Annotated in this window: 18 protein-coding genes; all 18 read left to right on the forward strand. The window is 42.6% G+C overall.

Annotated features, from left to right (window positions below; genetic code table 11):
- The first annotated feature begins 54 nt into the window (after positions 1-54).
- A complete protein-coding gene (gene rpoC, locus BSU_01080; protein NP_387989.2) occupies positions 55-3,654 on the forward strand; it encodes an RNA polymerase (beta' subunit) in 3,600 nt (1,199 codons plus the stop codon).
- Positions 3,655-3,832: 178 nt separating this feature from the next.
- On the forward strand, positions 3,833-4,081 hold the full coding sequence (rulS, locus tag BSU_01090) for a K-turn RNA binding protein; alternative ribosomal protein L7A (RefSeq protein ID NP_387990.1): 249 nt from the start codon (positions 3,833-3,835) through the stop codon (positions 4,079-4,081).
- A gap of 113 nt (positions 4,082-4,194) precedes the next feature.
- Positions 4,195-4,611, forward strand: a complete 417-nt coding sequence (gene rpsL / locus BSU_01100; RefSeq protein ID NP_387991.2) for a ribosomal protein S12 (BS12) — start codon at positions 4,195-4,197, stop codon at positions 4,609-4,611.
- 41 nt (positions 4,612-4,652) lie between these two features.
- Entirely contained in the window at positions 4,653-5,123 is a 471-nt protein-coding gene (gene rpsG, locus BSU_01110) for a ribosomal protein S7 (BS7) (RefSeq protein ID NP_387992.2), read from the forward strand.
- A 53-nt stretch (positions 5,124-5,176) separates the two neighbouring features.
- Positions 5,177-7,255, forward strand: coding sequence for an elongation factor G (gene fusA / locus BSU_01120; RefSeq protein ID NP_387993.2), 2,079 nt, complete (start codon positions 5,177-5,179; stop codon positions 7,253-7,255).
- A gap of 119 nt (positions 7,256-7,374) precedes the next feature.
- A complete protein-coding gene (tufA, locus tag BSU_01130; protein ID NP_387994.1) occupies positions 7,375-8,565 on the forward strand; it encodes an elongation factor Tu in 1,191 nt (396 codons plus the stop codon).
- A gap of 98 nt (positions 8,566-8,663) precedes the next feature.
- The gene (gene ybaC / locus BSU_01140) at positions 8,664-9,620 is read left to right on the forward strand and encodes a putative proline iminopeptidase (RefSeq protein NP_387995.2); all 957 of its coding nucleotides are present in this window, start codon (positions 8,664-8,666) and stop codon (positions 9,618-9,620) included.
- A gap of 236 nt (positions 9,621-9,856) precedes the next feature.
- A complete protein-coding gene (gene rpsJ, locus BSU_01150; protein NP_387996.1) occupies positions 9,857-10,165 on the forward strand; it encodes a ribosomal protein S10 (BS13); transcription antitermination factor in 309 nt (102 codons plus the stop codon).
- A 39-nt stretch (positions 10,166-10,204) separates the two neighbouring features.
- Positions 10,205-10,834 carry a ribosomal protein L3 (BL3) gene (gene rplC, locus BSU_01160; protein ID NP_387997.1) on the forward strand — a complete coding sequence of 210 codons (630 nt, stop codon included), beginning with the start codon at positions 10,205-10,207 and terminating at the stop codon, positions 10,832-10,834.
- 27 nt (positions 10,835-10,861) lie between these two features.
- Positions 10,862-11,485 (forward strand): ribosomal protein L4, encoded by a 624-nt coding sequence (gene rplD, locus BSU_01170; RefSeq protein ID NP_387998.1) that lies wholly within the window; start codon positions 10,862-10,864, stop codon positions 11,483-11,485.
- On the forward strand, positions 11,485-11,772 hold the full coding sequence (gene rplW / locus BSU_01180) for a ribosomal protein L23 (protein NP_387999.2): 288 nt from the start codon (positions 11,485-11,487) through the stop codon (positions 11,770-11,772). The genes rplD and rplW overlap by 1 nt, the downstream gene beginning before the upstream one ends.
- A gap of 31 nt (positions 11,773-11,803) precedes the next feature.
- The gene (gene rplB / locus BSU_01190; RefSeq protein NP_388000.2) at positions 11,804-12,637 is read left to right on the forward strand and encodes a ribosomal protein L2 (BL2); all 834 of its coding nucleotides are present in this window, start codon (positions 11,804-11,806) and stop codon (positions 12,635-12,637) included.
- 57 nt (positions 12,638-12,694) lie between these two features.
- Complete coding sequence (rpsS, locus tag BSU_01200) at positions 12,695-12,973, forward strand: ribosomal protein S19 (BS19) (protein NP_388001.1); 279 nt, start codon at positions 12,695-12,697, stop codon at positions 12,971-12,973.
- A gap of 16 nt (positions 12,974-12,989) precedes the next feature.
- Positions 12,990-13,331 carry a ribosomal protein L22 (BL17) gene (gene rplV / locus BSU_01210; RefSeq protein ID NP_388002.1) on the forward strand — a complete coding sequence of 114 codons (342 nt, stop codon included), beginning with the start codon at positions 12,990-12,992 and terminating at the stop codon, positions 13,329-13,331.
- Positions 13,332-13,334: 3 nt separating this feature from the next.
- Entirely contained in the window at positions 13,335-13,991 is a 657-nt protein-coding gene (rpsC, locus tag BSU_01220; RefSeq protein ID NP_388003.2) for a ribosomal protein S3 (BS3), read from the forward strand.
- Position 13,992: 1 nt separating this feature from the next.
- Positions 13,993-14,427, forward strand: coding sequence for a ribosomal protein L16 (gene rplP, locus BSU_01230; RefSeq protein NP_388004.1), 435 nt, complete (start codon positions 13,993-13,995; stop codon positions 14,425-14,427).
- A complete protein-coding gene (rpmC, locus tag BSU_01240) occupies positions 14,417-14,617 on the forward strand; it encodes a ribosomal protein L29 (protein ID NP_388005.1) in 201 nt (66 codons plus the stop codon). Before rplP ends, rpmC begins: the two co-directional genes overlap by 11 nt.
- A 22-nt stretch (positions 14,618-14,639) precedes the next feature.
- On the forward strand, positions 14,640-14,903 hold the full coding sequence (rpsQ, locus tag BSU_01250; protein ID NP_388006.1) for a ribosomal protein S17 (BS16): 264 nt from the start codon (positions 14,640-14,642) through the stop codon (positions 14,901-14,903).
- Positions 14,904-14,936: the final 33 nt, after the last annotated feature.

Genomic DNA, 14,936 nt, shown 5'->3' on the forward strand with positions numbered 1-14,936 from the left:
TTATAAAGGCAAGTGACATCGGTTAATCCGAAGATAAAAAGGGAGGTAGGCCCCTTGCTAGATGTGAACAATTTTGAGTATATGAACATCGGTCTTGCTTCACCAGATAAAATCCGTTCATGGTCTTTTGGTGAAGTGAAAAAGCCTGAAACGATAAACTATCGTACGTTAAAACCTGAAAAGGACGGTCTATTCTGCGAACGCATTTTCGGACCGACTAAGGACTGGGAATGTCATTGCGGGAAGTACAAGCGAGTTCGTTATAAAGGCGTAGTTTGTGACCGCTGCGGAGTCGAAGTAACACGGGCTAAAGTCCGTCGTGAGAGAATGGGGCACATTGAACTGGCTGCCCCAGTTTCCCACATTTGGTATTTCAAAGGTATTCCAAGCCGTATGGGTCTTGTGCTGGATATGTCACCTCGTGCTTTAGAAGAAGTCATTTACTTTGCTTCTTACGTTGTAACTGATCCGGCGAATACACCGCTTGAAAAGAAACAGCTTCTGTCTGAGAAAGAATACCGTGCTTATCTTGATAAATACGGTAATAAATTCCAAGCATCTATGGGTGCTGAAGCAATTCATAAACTTCTTCAAGATATCGATCTTGTAAAAGAAGTTGATATGTTAAAAGAAGAGCTGAAAACTTCACAAGGACAACGCCGTACTCGTGCGATCAAACGTCTTGAAGTTTTAGAAGCCTTCCGTAACTCAGGAAACAAGCCTTCTTGGATGATCCTTGATGTGCTTCCTGTTATTCCTCCGGAGCTTAGACCGATGGTTCAGCTAGATGGCGGACGTTTTGCGACTTCTGATTTGAATGACCTTTATCGTCGTGTCATCAACCGTAACAATCGTTTGAAACGCCTTTTGGACCTTGGTGCGCCTAGCATCATCGTTCAAAACGAAAAGCGTATGCTTCAAGAGGCTGTCGATGCCCTAATTGACAACGGCCGCCGCGGACGCCCTGTAACAGGTCCTGGAAACAGACCGTTAAAATCTCTTTCTCACATGCTGAAAGGGAAGCAAGGCCGTTTCCGTCAAAACCTTCTTGGTAAACGTGTCGATTACTCCGGACGTTCTGTAATCGTTGTTGGTCCTCATTTGAAAATGTACCAATGCGGATTACCGAAGGAAATGGCACTTGAACTTTTCAAACCTTTCGTTATGAAAGAACTTGTTGAAAAAGGTCTTGCTCACAACATTAAGAGTGCGAAACGCAAAATTGAGCGCGTACAGCCTGAAGTTTGGGATGTACTAGAATCAGTTATTAAGGAGCATCCGGTACTGCTGAACCGTGCCCCTACACTTCACAGATTAGGTATCCAGGCGTTTGAACCAACGCTTGTTGAAGGACGCGCAATCCGTCTTCACCCGCTCGTATGTACAGCTTACAACGCTGACTTTGACGGTGACCAAATGGCGGTTCACGTACCATTATCTGCTGAAGCACAAGCTGAAGCACGCATCTTGATGCTTGCTGCTCAAAACATCTTGAACCCTAAAGATGGTAAACCGGTTGTAACACCGTCTCAGGATATGGTACTAGGTAACTATTACCTGACACTTGAGCGTGCCGGTGCTGTCGGTGAAGGTATGGTCTTCAAGAATACAGACGAAGCGCTTCTTGCTTATCAAAACGGATATGTTCACCTTCATACGAGAGTAGCTGTTGCAGCTAACTCACTTAAGAATGTGACATTTACCGAAGAACAGCGCTCAAAATTGTTAATTACAACTGTCGGTAAGCTTGTCTTCAATGAAATTCTTCCGGAATCATTCCCTTACATGAATGAACCAACGAAGAGCAACATTGAAGAGAAAACACCTGACCGTTTCTTCTTAGAAAAAGGTGCTGATGTTAAAGCTGTTATCGCACAGCAGCCAATCAATGCGCCGTTTAAAAAAGGCATTCTGGGTAAAATCATCGCGGAAATCTTTAAACGATTCCATATTACGGAAACGTCTAAAATGCTTGACCGCATGAAAAACCTAGGTTTCAAATATTCAACTAAAGCTGGTATTACAGTTGGGGTTTCTGACATCGTCGTACTCGATGATAAACAAGAAATTCTTGAGGAAGCGCAAAGCAAAGTTGACAACGTTATGAAGCAATTCCGCCGCGGTCTTATCACTGAAGAAGAACGCTATGAGAGAGTCATCTCTATCTGGAGTGCTGCAAAAGACGTTATCCAAGGCAAACTGATGAAATCACTTGATGAACTCAACCCGATCTACATGATGAGTGACTCTGGTGCCCGTGGTAACGCATCTAACTTTACGCAGCTTGCCGGAATGCGCGGCCTGATGGCCAACCCGGCTGGACGTATCATTGAGTTGCCGATCAAATCAAGTTTCCGTGAAGGTCTGACAGTATTGGAGTACTTTATCTCCACACACGGTGCGCGTAAAGGTCTTGCCGATACCGCTCTTAAAACTGCTGACTCAGGTTACCTTACACGCCGTCTCGTTGACGTTGCTCAGGATGTTATCATCCGTGAAACTGATTGCGGAACTGACCGAGGCATTCTTGCTAAGCCTCTTAAAGAAGGAACTGAAACAATTGAGCGCTTAGAAGAACGCTTAATCGGACGTTTTGCAAGAAAACAAGTGAAGCACCCTGAAACAGGTGAAGTGCTTGTGAATGAAAACGAACTGATCGATGAAGATAAAGCACTGGAGATTGTCGAAGCCGGCATTGAAGAAGTGTGGATCCGTTCTGCCTTCACATGTAATACGCCTCATGGTGTATGTAAACGATGCTATGGCCGAAATCTTGCAACTGGCTCCGATGTTGAAGTCGGTGAAGCTGTCGGAATCATTGCTGCCCAATCAATCGGTGAGCCTGGTACACAGTTAACAATGCGTACATTCCATACAGGCGGGGTTGCCGGAGACGATATCACACAGGGTCTTCCGCGTATCCAAGAGCTTTTCGAAGCGCGTAATCCGAAAGGTCAGGCAACAATTACAGAAATCGACGGTACAGTCGTTGAGATCAATGAAGTTCGTGATAAGCAACAGGAAATTGTGGTTCAAGGCGCAGTGGAAACACGTTCTTATACGGCACCTTACAACTCCCGCCTGAAAGTAGCGGAAGGAGATAAAATTACTCGAGGCCAAGTACTGACAGAAGGTTCAATCGATCCGAAAGAACTTCTTAAAGTGACTGACCTGACGACTGTTCAAGAGTATCTTCTCCATGAGGTTCAAAAGGTTTACCGTATGCAGGGTGTTGAAATCGGTGATAAACACGTAGAAGTAATGGTTCGCCAGATGCTTCGCAAAGTACGCGTGATTGATGCCGGTGACACTGATGTGCTTCCAGGTACATTGCTTGATATTCACCAATTTACTGAAGCGAACAAAAAGGTATTGCTTGAAGGCAACCGACCAGCTACAGGCCGTCCTGTCTTACTCGGTATTACAAAAGCATCTCTTGAAACTGATTCATTCTTATCTGCTGCTTCCTTCCAGGAAACAACACGTGTCCTTACAGATGCAGCGATCAAAGGTAAGCGTGACGAGCTTCTCGGCTTGAAAGAGAATGTTATCATCGGTAAGCTTGTTCCAGCAGGTACAGGAATGATGAAATACCGTAAAGTAAAACCAGTATCAAATGTTCAGCCGACTGACGATATGGTCCCGGTTGAATAACTGATTTAACTCTGCTGAAAGACTGCAAAAACAGTCTTTCAGCAGATATATTTATGAAAAAGTCACTCTATGAGAAGAACGAATCTAAAAAATGTCATACCTTGTTGACATTCGTCTCCTAGAATGATAATATAACCAAGGTGCTCGAAATAAACCTGTTACTTTGGAGGATATGTTTATGTCTTATGATAAAGTATCACAGGCCAAATCAATTATTATTGGTACGAAGCAAACAGTGAAAGCTCTAAAGCGAGGTTCAGTAAAGGAAGTAGTCGTTGCAAAAGACGCAGATCCGATACTCACGTCAAGTGTTGTTTCACTTGCTGAAGATCAAGGTATCTCTGTCTCAATGGTTGAATCCATGAAAAAGCTCGGCAAAGCCTGCGGAATTGAGGTAGGAGCAGCCGCTGTTGCCATTATTTTATAACGTACTTTTGTTTTTGCGTAAGATTCCATCTTGTGTAAAGACATTGTTTTTTGCCTTTTGATGAACCACCTGGGTATGTGGGTTATAAAACGTAATGAAGGGAGGAAAAATTCATGCCTACAATTAATCAGCTAATTCGCAAAGGACGCGTGAGTAAAGTAGAAAACTCAAAGTCTCCTGCACTTAACAAAGGATACAACAGCTTTAAAAAAGAGCACACTAACGTATCTTCTCCACAAAAACGCGGGGTATGTACTCGTGTTGGTACAATGACACCGAAAAAACCGAACTCAGCACTTCGTAAATATGCTCGTGTTCGTTTGACTAACGGAATCGAGGTTACTGCTTACATTCCTGGTATCGGTCACAACCTGCAAGAGCACAGTGTTGTACTTATCCGCGGCGGACGTGTAAAAGACTTACCAGGGGTACGTTACCACATCGTTCGTGGTGCGCTTGATACTGCTGGAGTTGAAAACCGTGCACAAGGCCGTTCTAAATACGGTACGAAAAAACCTAAAGCAAAATAATATACGAAAATACGCATAATTGATGAAGGGAGGATATTCAGATGCCACGTAAAGGTCCTGTAGCAAAAAGAGATGTTTTACCTGATCCGATTTACAACTCTAAGCTTGTATCTCGTTTAATCAACAAAATGATGATCGATGGTAAAAAAGGTAAGTCTCAAACGATCCTATACAAGTCATTCGATATCATTAAAGAACGTACTGGCAATGATGCAATGGAGGTTTTCGAACAAGCATTGAAAAACATCATGCCTGTACTTGAAGTAAAAGCACGCCGTGTAGGTGGTGCGAACTACCAAGTTCCTGTAGAAGTTCGTCCTGAACGTCGTACGACTCTTGGACTTCGCTGGTTAGTTAACTACGCTCGTCTTCGTGGAGAAAAAACGATGGAAGAGCGTTTAGCTAACGAAATCCTTGACGCAGCTAACAACACTGGTGCTGCTGTTAAGAAACGTGAAGACACTCATAAGATGGCTGAAGCAAACAAAGCATTTGCTCACTATCGCTGGTAGGATTTATAGATTAACAAAACACAATTTCCTAATAAGGAAGGAGAAATTACCCAATGGCAAGAGAGTTCTCCTTAGAAAAAACTCGTAATATCGGTATCATGGCTCACATCGATGCCGGTAAAACGACTACTACAGAACGTATCTTGTTCTATACTGGTCGTATCCACAAAATTGGTGAAACTCATGAAGGAGCTTCACAAATGGACTGGATGGAGCAGGAACAAGAACGTGGTATCACAATCACTTCCGCTGCGACTACTGCACAGTGGAAAGGATACCGCGTAAACATCATCGATACTCCAGGACACGTAGACTTCACAGTTGAAGTTGAACGTTCTCTTCGTGTACTTGATGGTGCTGTTGCTGTACTTGACGCGCAATCAGGCGTTGAGCCTCAAACAGAAACTGTTTGGCGTCAGGCAACAACTTATGGAGTACCGCGTATCGTTTTTGTTAACAAAATGGACAAAATCGGTGCAGACTTCCTTTACTCTGTAGGAACTTTAAGAGACCGTCTTCAAGCAAACGCTCATGCAATTCAATTGCCGATCGGTGCTGAAGATAACTTCGAAGGTATCATTGACCTTGTAGAAAACGTTGCGTATTTCTACGAAGATGACCTCGGAACTCGTTCTGATGCAAAAGAAATCCCTGAAGAGTACAAAGAGCAAGCTGAAGAGCTTCGCAACAGCCTTATTGAAGCTGTATGTGAGCTTGATGAAGAGCTTATGGATAAGTACCTTGAGGGTGAAGAAATCACAATTGACGAGTTAAAAGCAGGAATTCGTAAAGGTACATTAAATGTTGAATTCTACCCTGTTCTTGTTGGTTCTGCCTTCAAAAACAAAGGTGTTCAACTAGTACTTGATGCTGTTCTTGACTACCTTCCTGCACCAACTGACGTTGCTGCAATCAAAGGTACACGTCCTGATACAAATGAAGAGATTGAGCGTCATTCTTCTGACGAAGAGCCATTCTCTGCATTAGCATTTAAAGTTATGACTGACCCTTACGTTGGTAAGTTGACGTTCTTCCGTGTGTACTCTGGAACACTTGATTCTGGTTCATACGTGAAAAACTCTACTAAAGGCAAACGTGAGCGTGTTGGACGTATTCTTCAAATGCACGCTAACAGCCGTGAAGAAATCTCTACTGTATACGCAGGGGATATCGCAGCTGCTGTAGGTCTAAAAGATACAACTACTGGAGATACTCTATGTGATGAGAAGGATCTTGTTATCCTTGAGTCAATGGAATTCCCAGAACCAGTTATCGACGTTGCTATTGAGCCTAAATCAAAAGCTGACCAAGATAAAATGGGTATCGCTTTAGCGAAACTTGCTGAAGAAGATCCTACATTCCGTACTCAAACAAACCCAGAAACTGGCCAAACGATCATCTCTGGTATGGGTGAACTTCACCTTGATATCATTGTTGACCGTATGAAACGCGAATTTAAAGTAGAAGCCAATGTTGGTGCTCCTCAAGTTGCGTACCGTGAAACATTCCGTACCGGTGCAAAAGTTGAAGGTAAATTCGTACGTCAGTCTGGTGGACGCGGTCAGTTCGGACACGTTTGGATCGAATTCGAACCAAACGAAGAAGGCGCTGGCTTTGAATTTGAAAATGCGATTGTCGGTGGGGTCGTTCCTCGTGAATACATCCCAGCTGTTCAAGCAGGTCTGGAAGATGCACTCGAAAATGGTGTACTAGCAGGCTTCCCGCTTATCGACATTAAAGCTAAACTTTTCGACGGTTCTTACCATGATGTTGACTCAAACGAAATGGCATTTAAAGTCGCTGCTTCTATGGCATTGAAAAATGCAGTCAGCAAATGTAACCCAGTTCTTCTTGAACCAATCATGAAAGTGGAAGTGGTTATTCCAGAAGAATATATGGGAGATATCATGGGTGATATCACTTCACGTCGCGGACGCGTAGAAGGTATGGAAGCACGCGGTAACGCTCAAGTTGTTCGTGCTATGGTTCCTCTTGCTGAAATGTTCGGTTACGCTACTGCACTTCGTTCTAATACGCAAGGTCGCGGTACGTTCACTATGCACATGGATCACTACGAAGAAGTGCCGAAGAGCGTCGCAGAAGAAATTATCAAAAAAAATAAAGGCGAATAATTGATTTTGCCGCTTAACTCAAGTATAACTACTATTGTAAGATGAGGAAGTGAAAGCTTTCTTTCACTTCCTATCACTCTATACATTACTAATTAAAAGCTCTTAAGGAGGATTTTAGAATGGCTAAAGAAAAATTCGACCGTTCCAAATCACATGCCAATATTGGTACAATTGGACACGTTGACCATGGTAAAACAACTTTAACTGCTGCTATCACAACAGTACTTCATAAGAAATCTGGTAAAGGTACAGCTATGGCGTACGATCAAATTGATGGTGCTCCAGAAGAACGCGAGCGCGGTATCACAATCTCTACTGCACACGTTGAGTACGAAACTGAAACTCGTCACTATGCACACGTTGACTGCCCAGGACACGCTGACTATGTTAAAAACATGATCACTGGTGCTGCGCAAATGGACGGAGCTATCCTTGTAGTATCTGCTGCTGATGGCCCAATGCCACAAACTCGTGAGCACATCCTTCTTTCTAAAAACGTTGGTGTACCATACATCGTTGTATTCTTAAACAAATGCGACATGGTAGACGACGAAGAGCTTCTTGAACTAGTTGAAATGGAAGTTCGCGATCTTCTTAGCGAATACGACTTCCCTGGTGATGATGTACCAGTTGTTAAAGGTTCTGCTCTTAAAGCTCTTGAAGGAGACGCTGAGTGGGAAGCTAAAATCTTCGAACTTATGGATGCGGTTGATGAGTACATCCCAACTCCAGAACGCGACACTGAAAAACCATTCATGATGCCAGTTGAGGACGTATTCTCAATCACTGGTCGTGGTACAGTTGCTACTGGCCGTGTAGAACGCGGACAAGTTAAAGTCGGTGACGAAGTTGAAATCATCGGTCTTCAAGAAGAGAACAAGAAAACAACTGTTACAGGTGTTGAAATGTTCCGTAAGCTTCTTGATTACGCTGAAGCTGGTGACAACATTGGTGCCCTTCTTCGCGGTGTATCTCGTGAAGAAATCCAACGTGGTCAAGTACTTGCTAAACCAGGTACAATCACTCCACACAGCAAATTCAAAGCTGAAGTTTACGTTCTTTCTAAAGAAGAGGGTGGACGTCATACTCCATTCTTCTCTAACTACCGTCCTCAGTTCTACTTCCGTACAACTGACGTAACTGGTATCATCCATCTTCCAGAAGGCGTAGAAATGGTTATGCCTGGAGATAACACTGAAATGAACGTTGAACTTATTTCTACAATCGCTATCGAAGAAGGAACTCGTTTCTCTATTCGTGAAGGCGGACGTACTGTTGGTTCAGGCGTTGTTTCTACAATCACTGAGTAATAGTATGGTTTTAAACGAGACCCCTGTGGGTCTCGTTTTTTGTTTGCTTATCTTTTTCTTGTATAATAGGATCTATCATATTCGAGGGGTTAATATTTATGATTCCTGAAAAGAAATCAATCGCAATCATGAAAGAACTAAGCATTGGAAATACAAAGCAAATGCTGATGATTAATGGAGTTGACGTGAAAAATCCATTGCTGCTTTTTTTACATGGCGGGCCGGGAACGCCGCAAATCGGATATGTTAGACATTATCAAAAAGAGCTGGAACAGTATTTTACAGTAGTTCATTGGGATCAGAGAGGATCGGGGCTTTCTTATTCTAAGCGAATTTCGCATCACTCTATGACAATAAATCACTTCATTAAAGATACAATCCAAGTCACTCAATGGCTTTTAGCTCATTTTTCAAAATCAAAACTTTACCTAGCCGGTCATTCTTGGGGATCAATACTGGCGCTTCATGTGCTGCAGCAGCGTCCTGATTTATTTTACACGTATTATGGAATCAGCCAGGTTGTTAACCCGCAAGATGAAGAATCAACTGCTTATCAACATATTCGTGAAATTTCCGAATCAAAAAAAGCCAGCATATTATCTTTCCTTACACGTTTCATTGGTGCTCCGCCTTGGAAGCAGGATATCCAGCACCTTATCTATCGGTTTTGTGTTGAGCTAACCAGGGGAGGATTCACTCACCGTCATCGTCAATCTCTCGCTGTATTATTTCAAATGCTTACTGGCAATGAGTATGGAGTGCGGAACATGCACAGCTTCCTTAATGGATTGCGCTTCAGTAAAAAACATTTAACTGATGAGTTGTACCGGTTTAATGCTTTTACATCAGTTCCTTCTATTAAAGTACCGTGTGTTTTCATTTCAGGGAAACATGACTTAATTGTTCCTGCAGAAATATCGAAACAGTATTATCAAGAACTTGAGGCACCTGAAAAGCGCTGGTTTCAATTTGAGAATTCAGCTCACACCCCGCATATTGAGGAGCCATCATTATTCGCGAACACATTAAGTCGGCATGCACGACACCATTTATGATAGATCCTTGATAAATAAGAAAAACCCCTGTATAATAAAAAAAGTGTGCAAATCATGCATATTTTAAATAAGTCTTGCAACATGCGCCTATTTTCTGTATAATGGTGTATGTTGGTCTTTGACTGCGATGAAGTGAGAGGTTGCTGACACACCCGGCCGCTTTGCCATGGCAAGGTGTTCAGGTTTTTCTCACGGAGAACTGTCTAACGTGATGTAGGCGAAAAGGAGGGAAAATAATGGCAAAACAAAAAATTCGTATTCGTTTGAAAGCATATGATCATAGAATCCTTGATCAATCTGCAGAGAAGATTGTTGAAACGGCAAAACGTTCTGGTGCCAGCGTATCTGGTCCGATTCCGTTGCCAACTGAAAAATCAGTTTACACAATCCTTCGTGCGGTGCACAAATACAAAGATTCTCGTGAGCAATTTGAAATGCGTACACATAAACGTTTAATCGACATTGTGAACCCAACACCACAAACTGTTGATGCTCTTATGCGATTAGACTTACCATCTGGTGTCGATATCGAAATTAAACTTTAATTCTAAAATATAGAATGATCTTAATAGGAGGTGTGACGAATGACCAAAGGAATCTTAGGAAGAAAAATTGGTATGACGCAAGTATTCGCTGAGAATGGTGATCTTATTCCGGTAACTGTTATCGAGGCTGCTCCAAACGTTGTTCTTCAAAAGAAAACAGCTGAAAACGACGGTTACGAAGCAATCCAGCTTGGTTTTGACGACAAGCGTGAAAAGCTTTCTAACAAACCTGAAAAAGGGCACGTTGCAAAAGCGGAAACTGCTCCTAAGCGCTTCGTTAAAGAATTACGCGGAGTGGAAATGGATGCGTATGAAGTTGGTCAGGAAGTCAAGGTTGAAATTTTCTCTGCTGGAGAAATCGTAGATGTAACAGGAGTATCTAAAGGTAAAGGTTTCCAAGGTGCGATCAAGCGCCACGGACAATCTCGCGGACCTATGTCTCACGGTTCACGCTACCACCGTCGTCCTGGTTCAATGGGACCTGTAGATCCTAACCGTGTATTCAAAGGTAAATTATTACCTGGACGTATGGGCGGAGAGCAAATCACTGTTCAAAACCTTGAAATCGTAAAAGTTGATGCAGAACGCAATCTTCTTTTGATCAAAGGTAACGTACCTGGTGCGAAGAAATCTTTAATCACTGTTAAAAGTGCTGTTAAATCTAAATAATTCTCTTAGGAAAGGAGGAAATTGATTATGCCAAAAGTAGCATTATACAACCAAAACGGTTCTACTGCTGGTGACATCGAATTAAACGCTTCTGTATTTGGTATCGAACCAAATGAGAGTGTTGTATTCGACGCTATTCTTATGCAAAGAGCTTCCTTACGTCAAGGAACTCACAAAGTAAAAAATCGTTCTGAAGTACGCGGCGGAGGTCGTAAACCATGGCGTCAAAAAGGTACTGGACGTGCCCGTCAAGGTTCAATCCGTTCACCGCAATGGCGCGGAGGTGGTGTCGTATTCGGCCCAACACCACGCAGCTATTCTTATAAATTACCTAAAAAAGTTCGCCGCTTGGCAATCAAATCAGTATTGTCTTCTAAAGTGATCGACAACAACATCATCGTTCTTGAAGATCTTACTCTTGATACGGCTAAAACAAAAGAAATGGCAGCTATCCTTAAAGGATTATCTGTTGAGAAAAAAGCTTTAATCGTAACTGCGGATGCAAACGAAGCAGTAGCATTATCTGCTCGTAACATTCCTGGAGTTACTGTTGTTGAAGCTAACGGAATCAACGTTTTAGACGTTGTCAACCACGAGAAGCTTCTGATTACAAAAGCAGCGGTTGAAAAAGTAGAGGAGGTGCTTGCATAATGAAAGATCCTCGTGATGTTCTAAAGCGCCCCGTCATTACTGAACGTTCTGCCGATTTAATGACTGAAAAAAAATATACTTTTGAAGTTGATGTAAGAGCTAACAAAACAGAAGTGAAAGACGCGGTTGAAAGCATCTTTGGAGTGAAAGTTGACAAAGTCAACATCATGAACTACAAAGGCAAATCAAAACGTGTTGGACGCTACACTGGTATGACTAGCCGTCGCAGAAAAGCGATCGTAAAACTTACTGCAGACAGCAAAGAAATCGAAATTTTTGAAGCTTAATTATCTGTAAAAAGAAGGAGGGAAATTCAAAATGGCGATTAAAAAGTATAAACCGACCTCTAATGGACGTCGTGGCATGACAACTTCAGATTTTGCTGAAATCACGACTGACAAGCCGGAAAAATCCTTGCTTGCTCCCCTTCACAAAAAAGGCGGACGTAACAACCAAGGTAAATTGACTGTACGTCACCAAGGTGGCGGACATAAACGCCAATACCGTGTTATCGACTTCAAACGCGATAAAGATGGTATACCTGGACGCGTTGCTACAGTTGAATACGATCCAAACCGTTCAGCTAACATCGCTCTAATCAACTATGCAGACGGAGAAAAACGTTACATTCTTGCTCCTAAAGGAATTCAAGTAGGTACTGAAATCATGTCAGGTCCTGAAGCTGACATTAAAGTAGGTAATGCACTTCCACTTATCAACATCCCTGTTGGTACAGTTGTGCATAACATTGAATTAAAACCTGGTAAAGGCGGACAGCTTGTACGTTCAGCTGGTACATCTGCTCAGGTTCTTGGTAAAGAAGGTAAATACGTTCTTGTACGTCTTAACTCTGGTGAAGTTCGCATGATCCTTTCTGCTTGCCGTGCTTCTATCGGTCAAGTAGGTAACGAACAGCACGAACTTATCAACATTGGTAAAGCTGGACGTTCTCGCTGGAAAGGCATCCGTCCTACAGTTCGTGGTTCTGTAATGAACCCTAACGATCACCCACACGGTGGTGGTGAAGGACGTGCGCCAATCGGACGTAAATCACCAATGTCTCCATGGGGCAAACCAACTCTTGGATTCAAGACTCGTAAGAAAAAGAACAAATCCGATAAATTTATCGTACGTCGTCGTAAAAATAAATAACGGGGTTGTCTACGGTTCTTTTCGGACCGTAGTGCAATCACGAAGGGAGGTTCCAAAATGGCTCGCAGCTTAAAAAAAGGACCATTTGTCGATGGACACTTGATGACTAAAATCGAGAAATTAAATGAAACAGACAAGAAACAAGTCGTAAAAACTTGGTCTCGTCGTTCTACTATTTTCCCACAGTTTATTGGTCACACAATCGCAGTCTATGACGGACGTAAACACGTGCCTGTATTCATCTCTGAAGATATGGTAGGGCACAAGTTGGGTGAATTCGCTCCAACTCGTACGTACAAAGGTCATGCTAGTGATGACAAAAAAACAAGACGCTAAGAGAGGAGGCTTTTAAATGCAAGCTAAAGCTGTTGCAAGAACAGTCCGTATTGCTCCTCGTAAAGCACGTCTAGTAATGGACCTGATTCGAGGCAAGCAAGTAGGTGAGGCAGTATCAATCTTGAACCTTACACCAAGAGCTGCTTCTCCAATTATCGAGAAAGTATTAAAATCCGCTATTGCAAATGCTGAGCATAACTATGAAATGGACGCTAACAACCTGGTTATTTCTCAAGCATTCGTTGACGAAGGCCCTACGTTAAAAAGATTCCGCCCACGTGCTATGGGACGTGCGAGCCAAATCAACAAACGTACGAGCCACATTACAATCGTTGTATCAGAAAAGAAGGAGGGATAAGTAGTGGGTCAAAAGGTAAATCCAGTCGGTCTTCGTATCGGAGTCATTCGTGATTGGGAATCTAAGTGGTACGCTGGTAAAGATTACGCTGACTTCCTGCACGAAGATTTAAAAATTCGTGAATACATTAGCAAACGCCTTTCTGACGCTTCTGTTTCTAAAGTAGAAATTGAGCGTGCAGCAAACCGCGTTAACATTACGATCCACACAGCTAAGCCTGGTATGGTTATCGGTAAAGGCGGTTCTGAAGTCGAAGCACTTCGCAAAGCCCTTAACAGCCTTACTGGCAAGCGTGTACACATTAACATTCTTGAAATCAAAAGAGCAGATCTTGATGCACAGCTAGTTGCTGACAACATCGCTCGTCAATTAGAAAACCGTGTTTCTTTCCGCCGTGCGCAGAAACAACAAATCCAACGTACTATGCGTGCTGGAGCACAAGGTGTGAAAACAATGGTTTCTGGTCGTCTTGGCGGTGCAGATATCGCTCGTTCTGAATACTACAGTGAAGGAACTGTTCCATTGCACACATTACGTGCGGACATTGACTATGCAACATCTGAAGCTGATACTACTTACGGTAAGCTTGGTGTAAAAGTCTGGATCTATCGTGGAGAGGTTCTTCCTACTAAGAAGAAAAATGAGGAAGGAGGAAAATAATATGTTATTACCAAAACGCGTTAAATATCGCAGAGAGCATCGCGGAAAAATGCGTGGCCGTGCGAAAGGCGGTACTGAAGTACATTTCGGAGAATTCGGTATCCAAGCTCTAGAAGCTTCTTGGATTACTAACCGTCAAATCGAAGCTGCACGTATTGCGATGACTCGTTACATGAAACGTGGCGGTAAAGTTTGGATCAAAATTTTCCCTTCTAAACCTTACACTGCTAAACCACTTGAGGTACGTATGGGATCCGGTAAAGGGGCTCCAGAAGGTTGGGTAGCTGTTGTAAAACCGGGCAAAGTTTTATTTGAAATTTCTGGTGTGTCTGAAGAGGTTGCTCGTGAAGCGCTTCGCCTTGCATCTCACAAATTGCCAATTAAAACGAAGTTCGTAAAACGTGAAGAAATTGGTGGTGAATCAAATGAAAGCTAATGAAATTCGTGACCTTACCACTGCTGAAATTGAACAAAAAGTAAAGTCTCTTAAAGAAGAACTTTTCAATCTTCGCTTTCAATTAGCGACAGGACAACTTGAAAATACTGCTCGCATTCGTGAAGTGCGCAAAGCTATCGCGCGCATGAAAACTGTGATTCGTGAAAGAGAAATTGCTGCTAATAAATAATCACTGAGGGGAGGTCGTGAGCATGAGCGAACGTAACCAACGCAAAGTTTACCAAGGCCGTGTTGTTTCTGACAAAATGGATAAAACCATTACTGTTGTTGTTGAGACATACAAAAAACATACACTTTACGGTAAACGCGTAAAATACTCAAAAAAATTCAAAGCACATGATGAAAATAATCAAGCTAAAATCGGTGACATCGTTAAGATCATGGAAACTCGTCCATTGTCTGCAACTAAGCGTTTCCGTCTAGTTGAAGTTGTCGAAGAAGCTGTTATTATCTAATAAAGTTCGGAATTCTTTTTCCGAAGGGAGGTA

Source organism: Bacillus subtilis subsp. subtilis str. 168 (genome assembly GCF_000009045.1).
GTDB lineage: Bacteria > Bacillota > Bacilli > Bacillales > Bacillaceae > Bacillus > Bacillus subtilis.

Coding starts and splice junctions, on each gene's coding strand:
- rulS (NP_387990.1), top strand. CDS start 3,833: ATGTCTTATGATAAAGTATCACAGGCCAAATCAATTATTATTGGTACG.
- rpsL (NP_387991.2), top strand. CDS start 4,195: ATGCCTACAATTAATCAGCTAATTCGCAAAGGACGCGTGAGTAAAGTA.
- rpsG (NP_387992.2), top strand. CDS start 4,653: ATGCCACGTAAAGGTCCTGTAGCAAAAAGAGATGTTTTACCTGATCCG.
- fusA (NP_387993.2), top strand. CDS start 5,177: ATGGCAAGAGAGTTCTCCTTAGAAAAAACTCGTAATATCGGTATCATG.
- tufA (NP_387994.1), top strand. CDS start 7,375: ATGGCTAAAGAAAAATTCGACCGTTCCAAATCACATGCCAATATTGGT.
- ybaC (NP_387995.2), top strand. CDS start 8,664: ATGATTCCTGAAAAGAAATCAATCGCAATCATGAAAGAACTAAGCATT.
- rpsJ (NP_387996.1), top strand. CDS start 9,857: ATGGCAAAACAAAAAATTCGTATTCGTTTGAAAGCATATGATCATAGA.
- rplC (NP_387997.1), top strand. CDS start 10,205: ATGACCAAAGGAATCTTAGGAAGAAAAATTGGTATGACGCAAGTATTC.
- rplD (NP_387998.1), top strand. CDS start 10,862: ATGCCAAAAGTAGCATTATACAACCAAAACGGTTCTACTGCTGGTGAC.
- rplW (NP_387999.2), top strand. CDS start 11,485: ATGAAAGATCCTCGTGATGTTCTAAAGCGCCCCGTCATTACTGAACGT.
- rplB (NP_388000.2), top strand. CDS start 11,804: ATGGCGATTAAAAAGTATAAACCGACCTCTAATGGACGTCGTGGCATG.
- rpsS (NP_388001.1), top strand. CDS start 12,695: ATGGCTCGCAGCTTAAAAAAAGGACCATTTGTCGATGGACACTTGATG.
- rplV (NP_388002.1), top strand. CDS start 12,990: ATGCAAGCTAAAGCTGTTGCAAGAACAGTCCGTATTGCTCCTCGTAAA.
- rplP (NP_388004.1), top strand. CDS start 13,993: ATGTTATTACCAAAACGCGTTAAATATCGCAGAGAGCATCGCGGAAAA.
- rpmC (NP_388005.1), top strand. CDS start 14,417: ATGAAAGCTAATGAAATTCGTGACCTTACCACTGCTGAAATTGAACAA.
- rpsQ (NP_388006.1), top strand. CDS start 14,640: ATGAGCGAACGTAACCAACGCAAAGTTTACCAAGGCCGTGTTGTTTCT.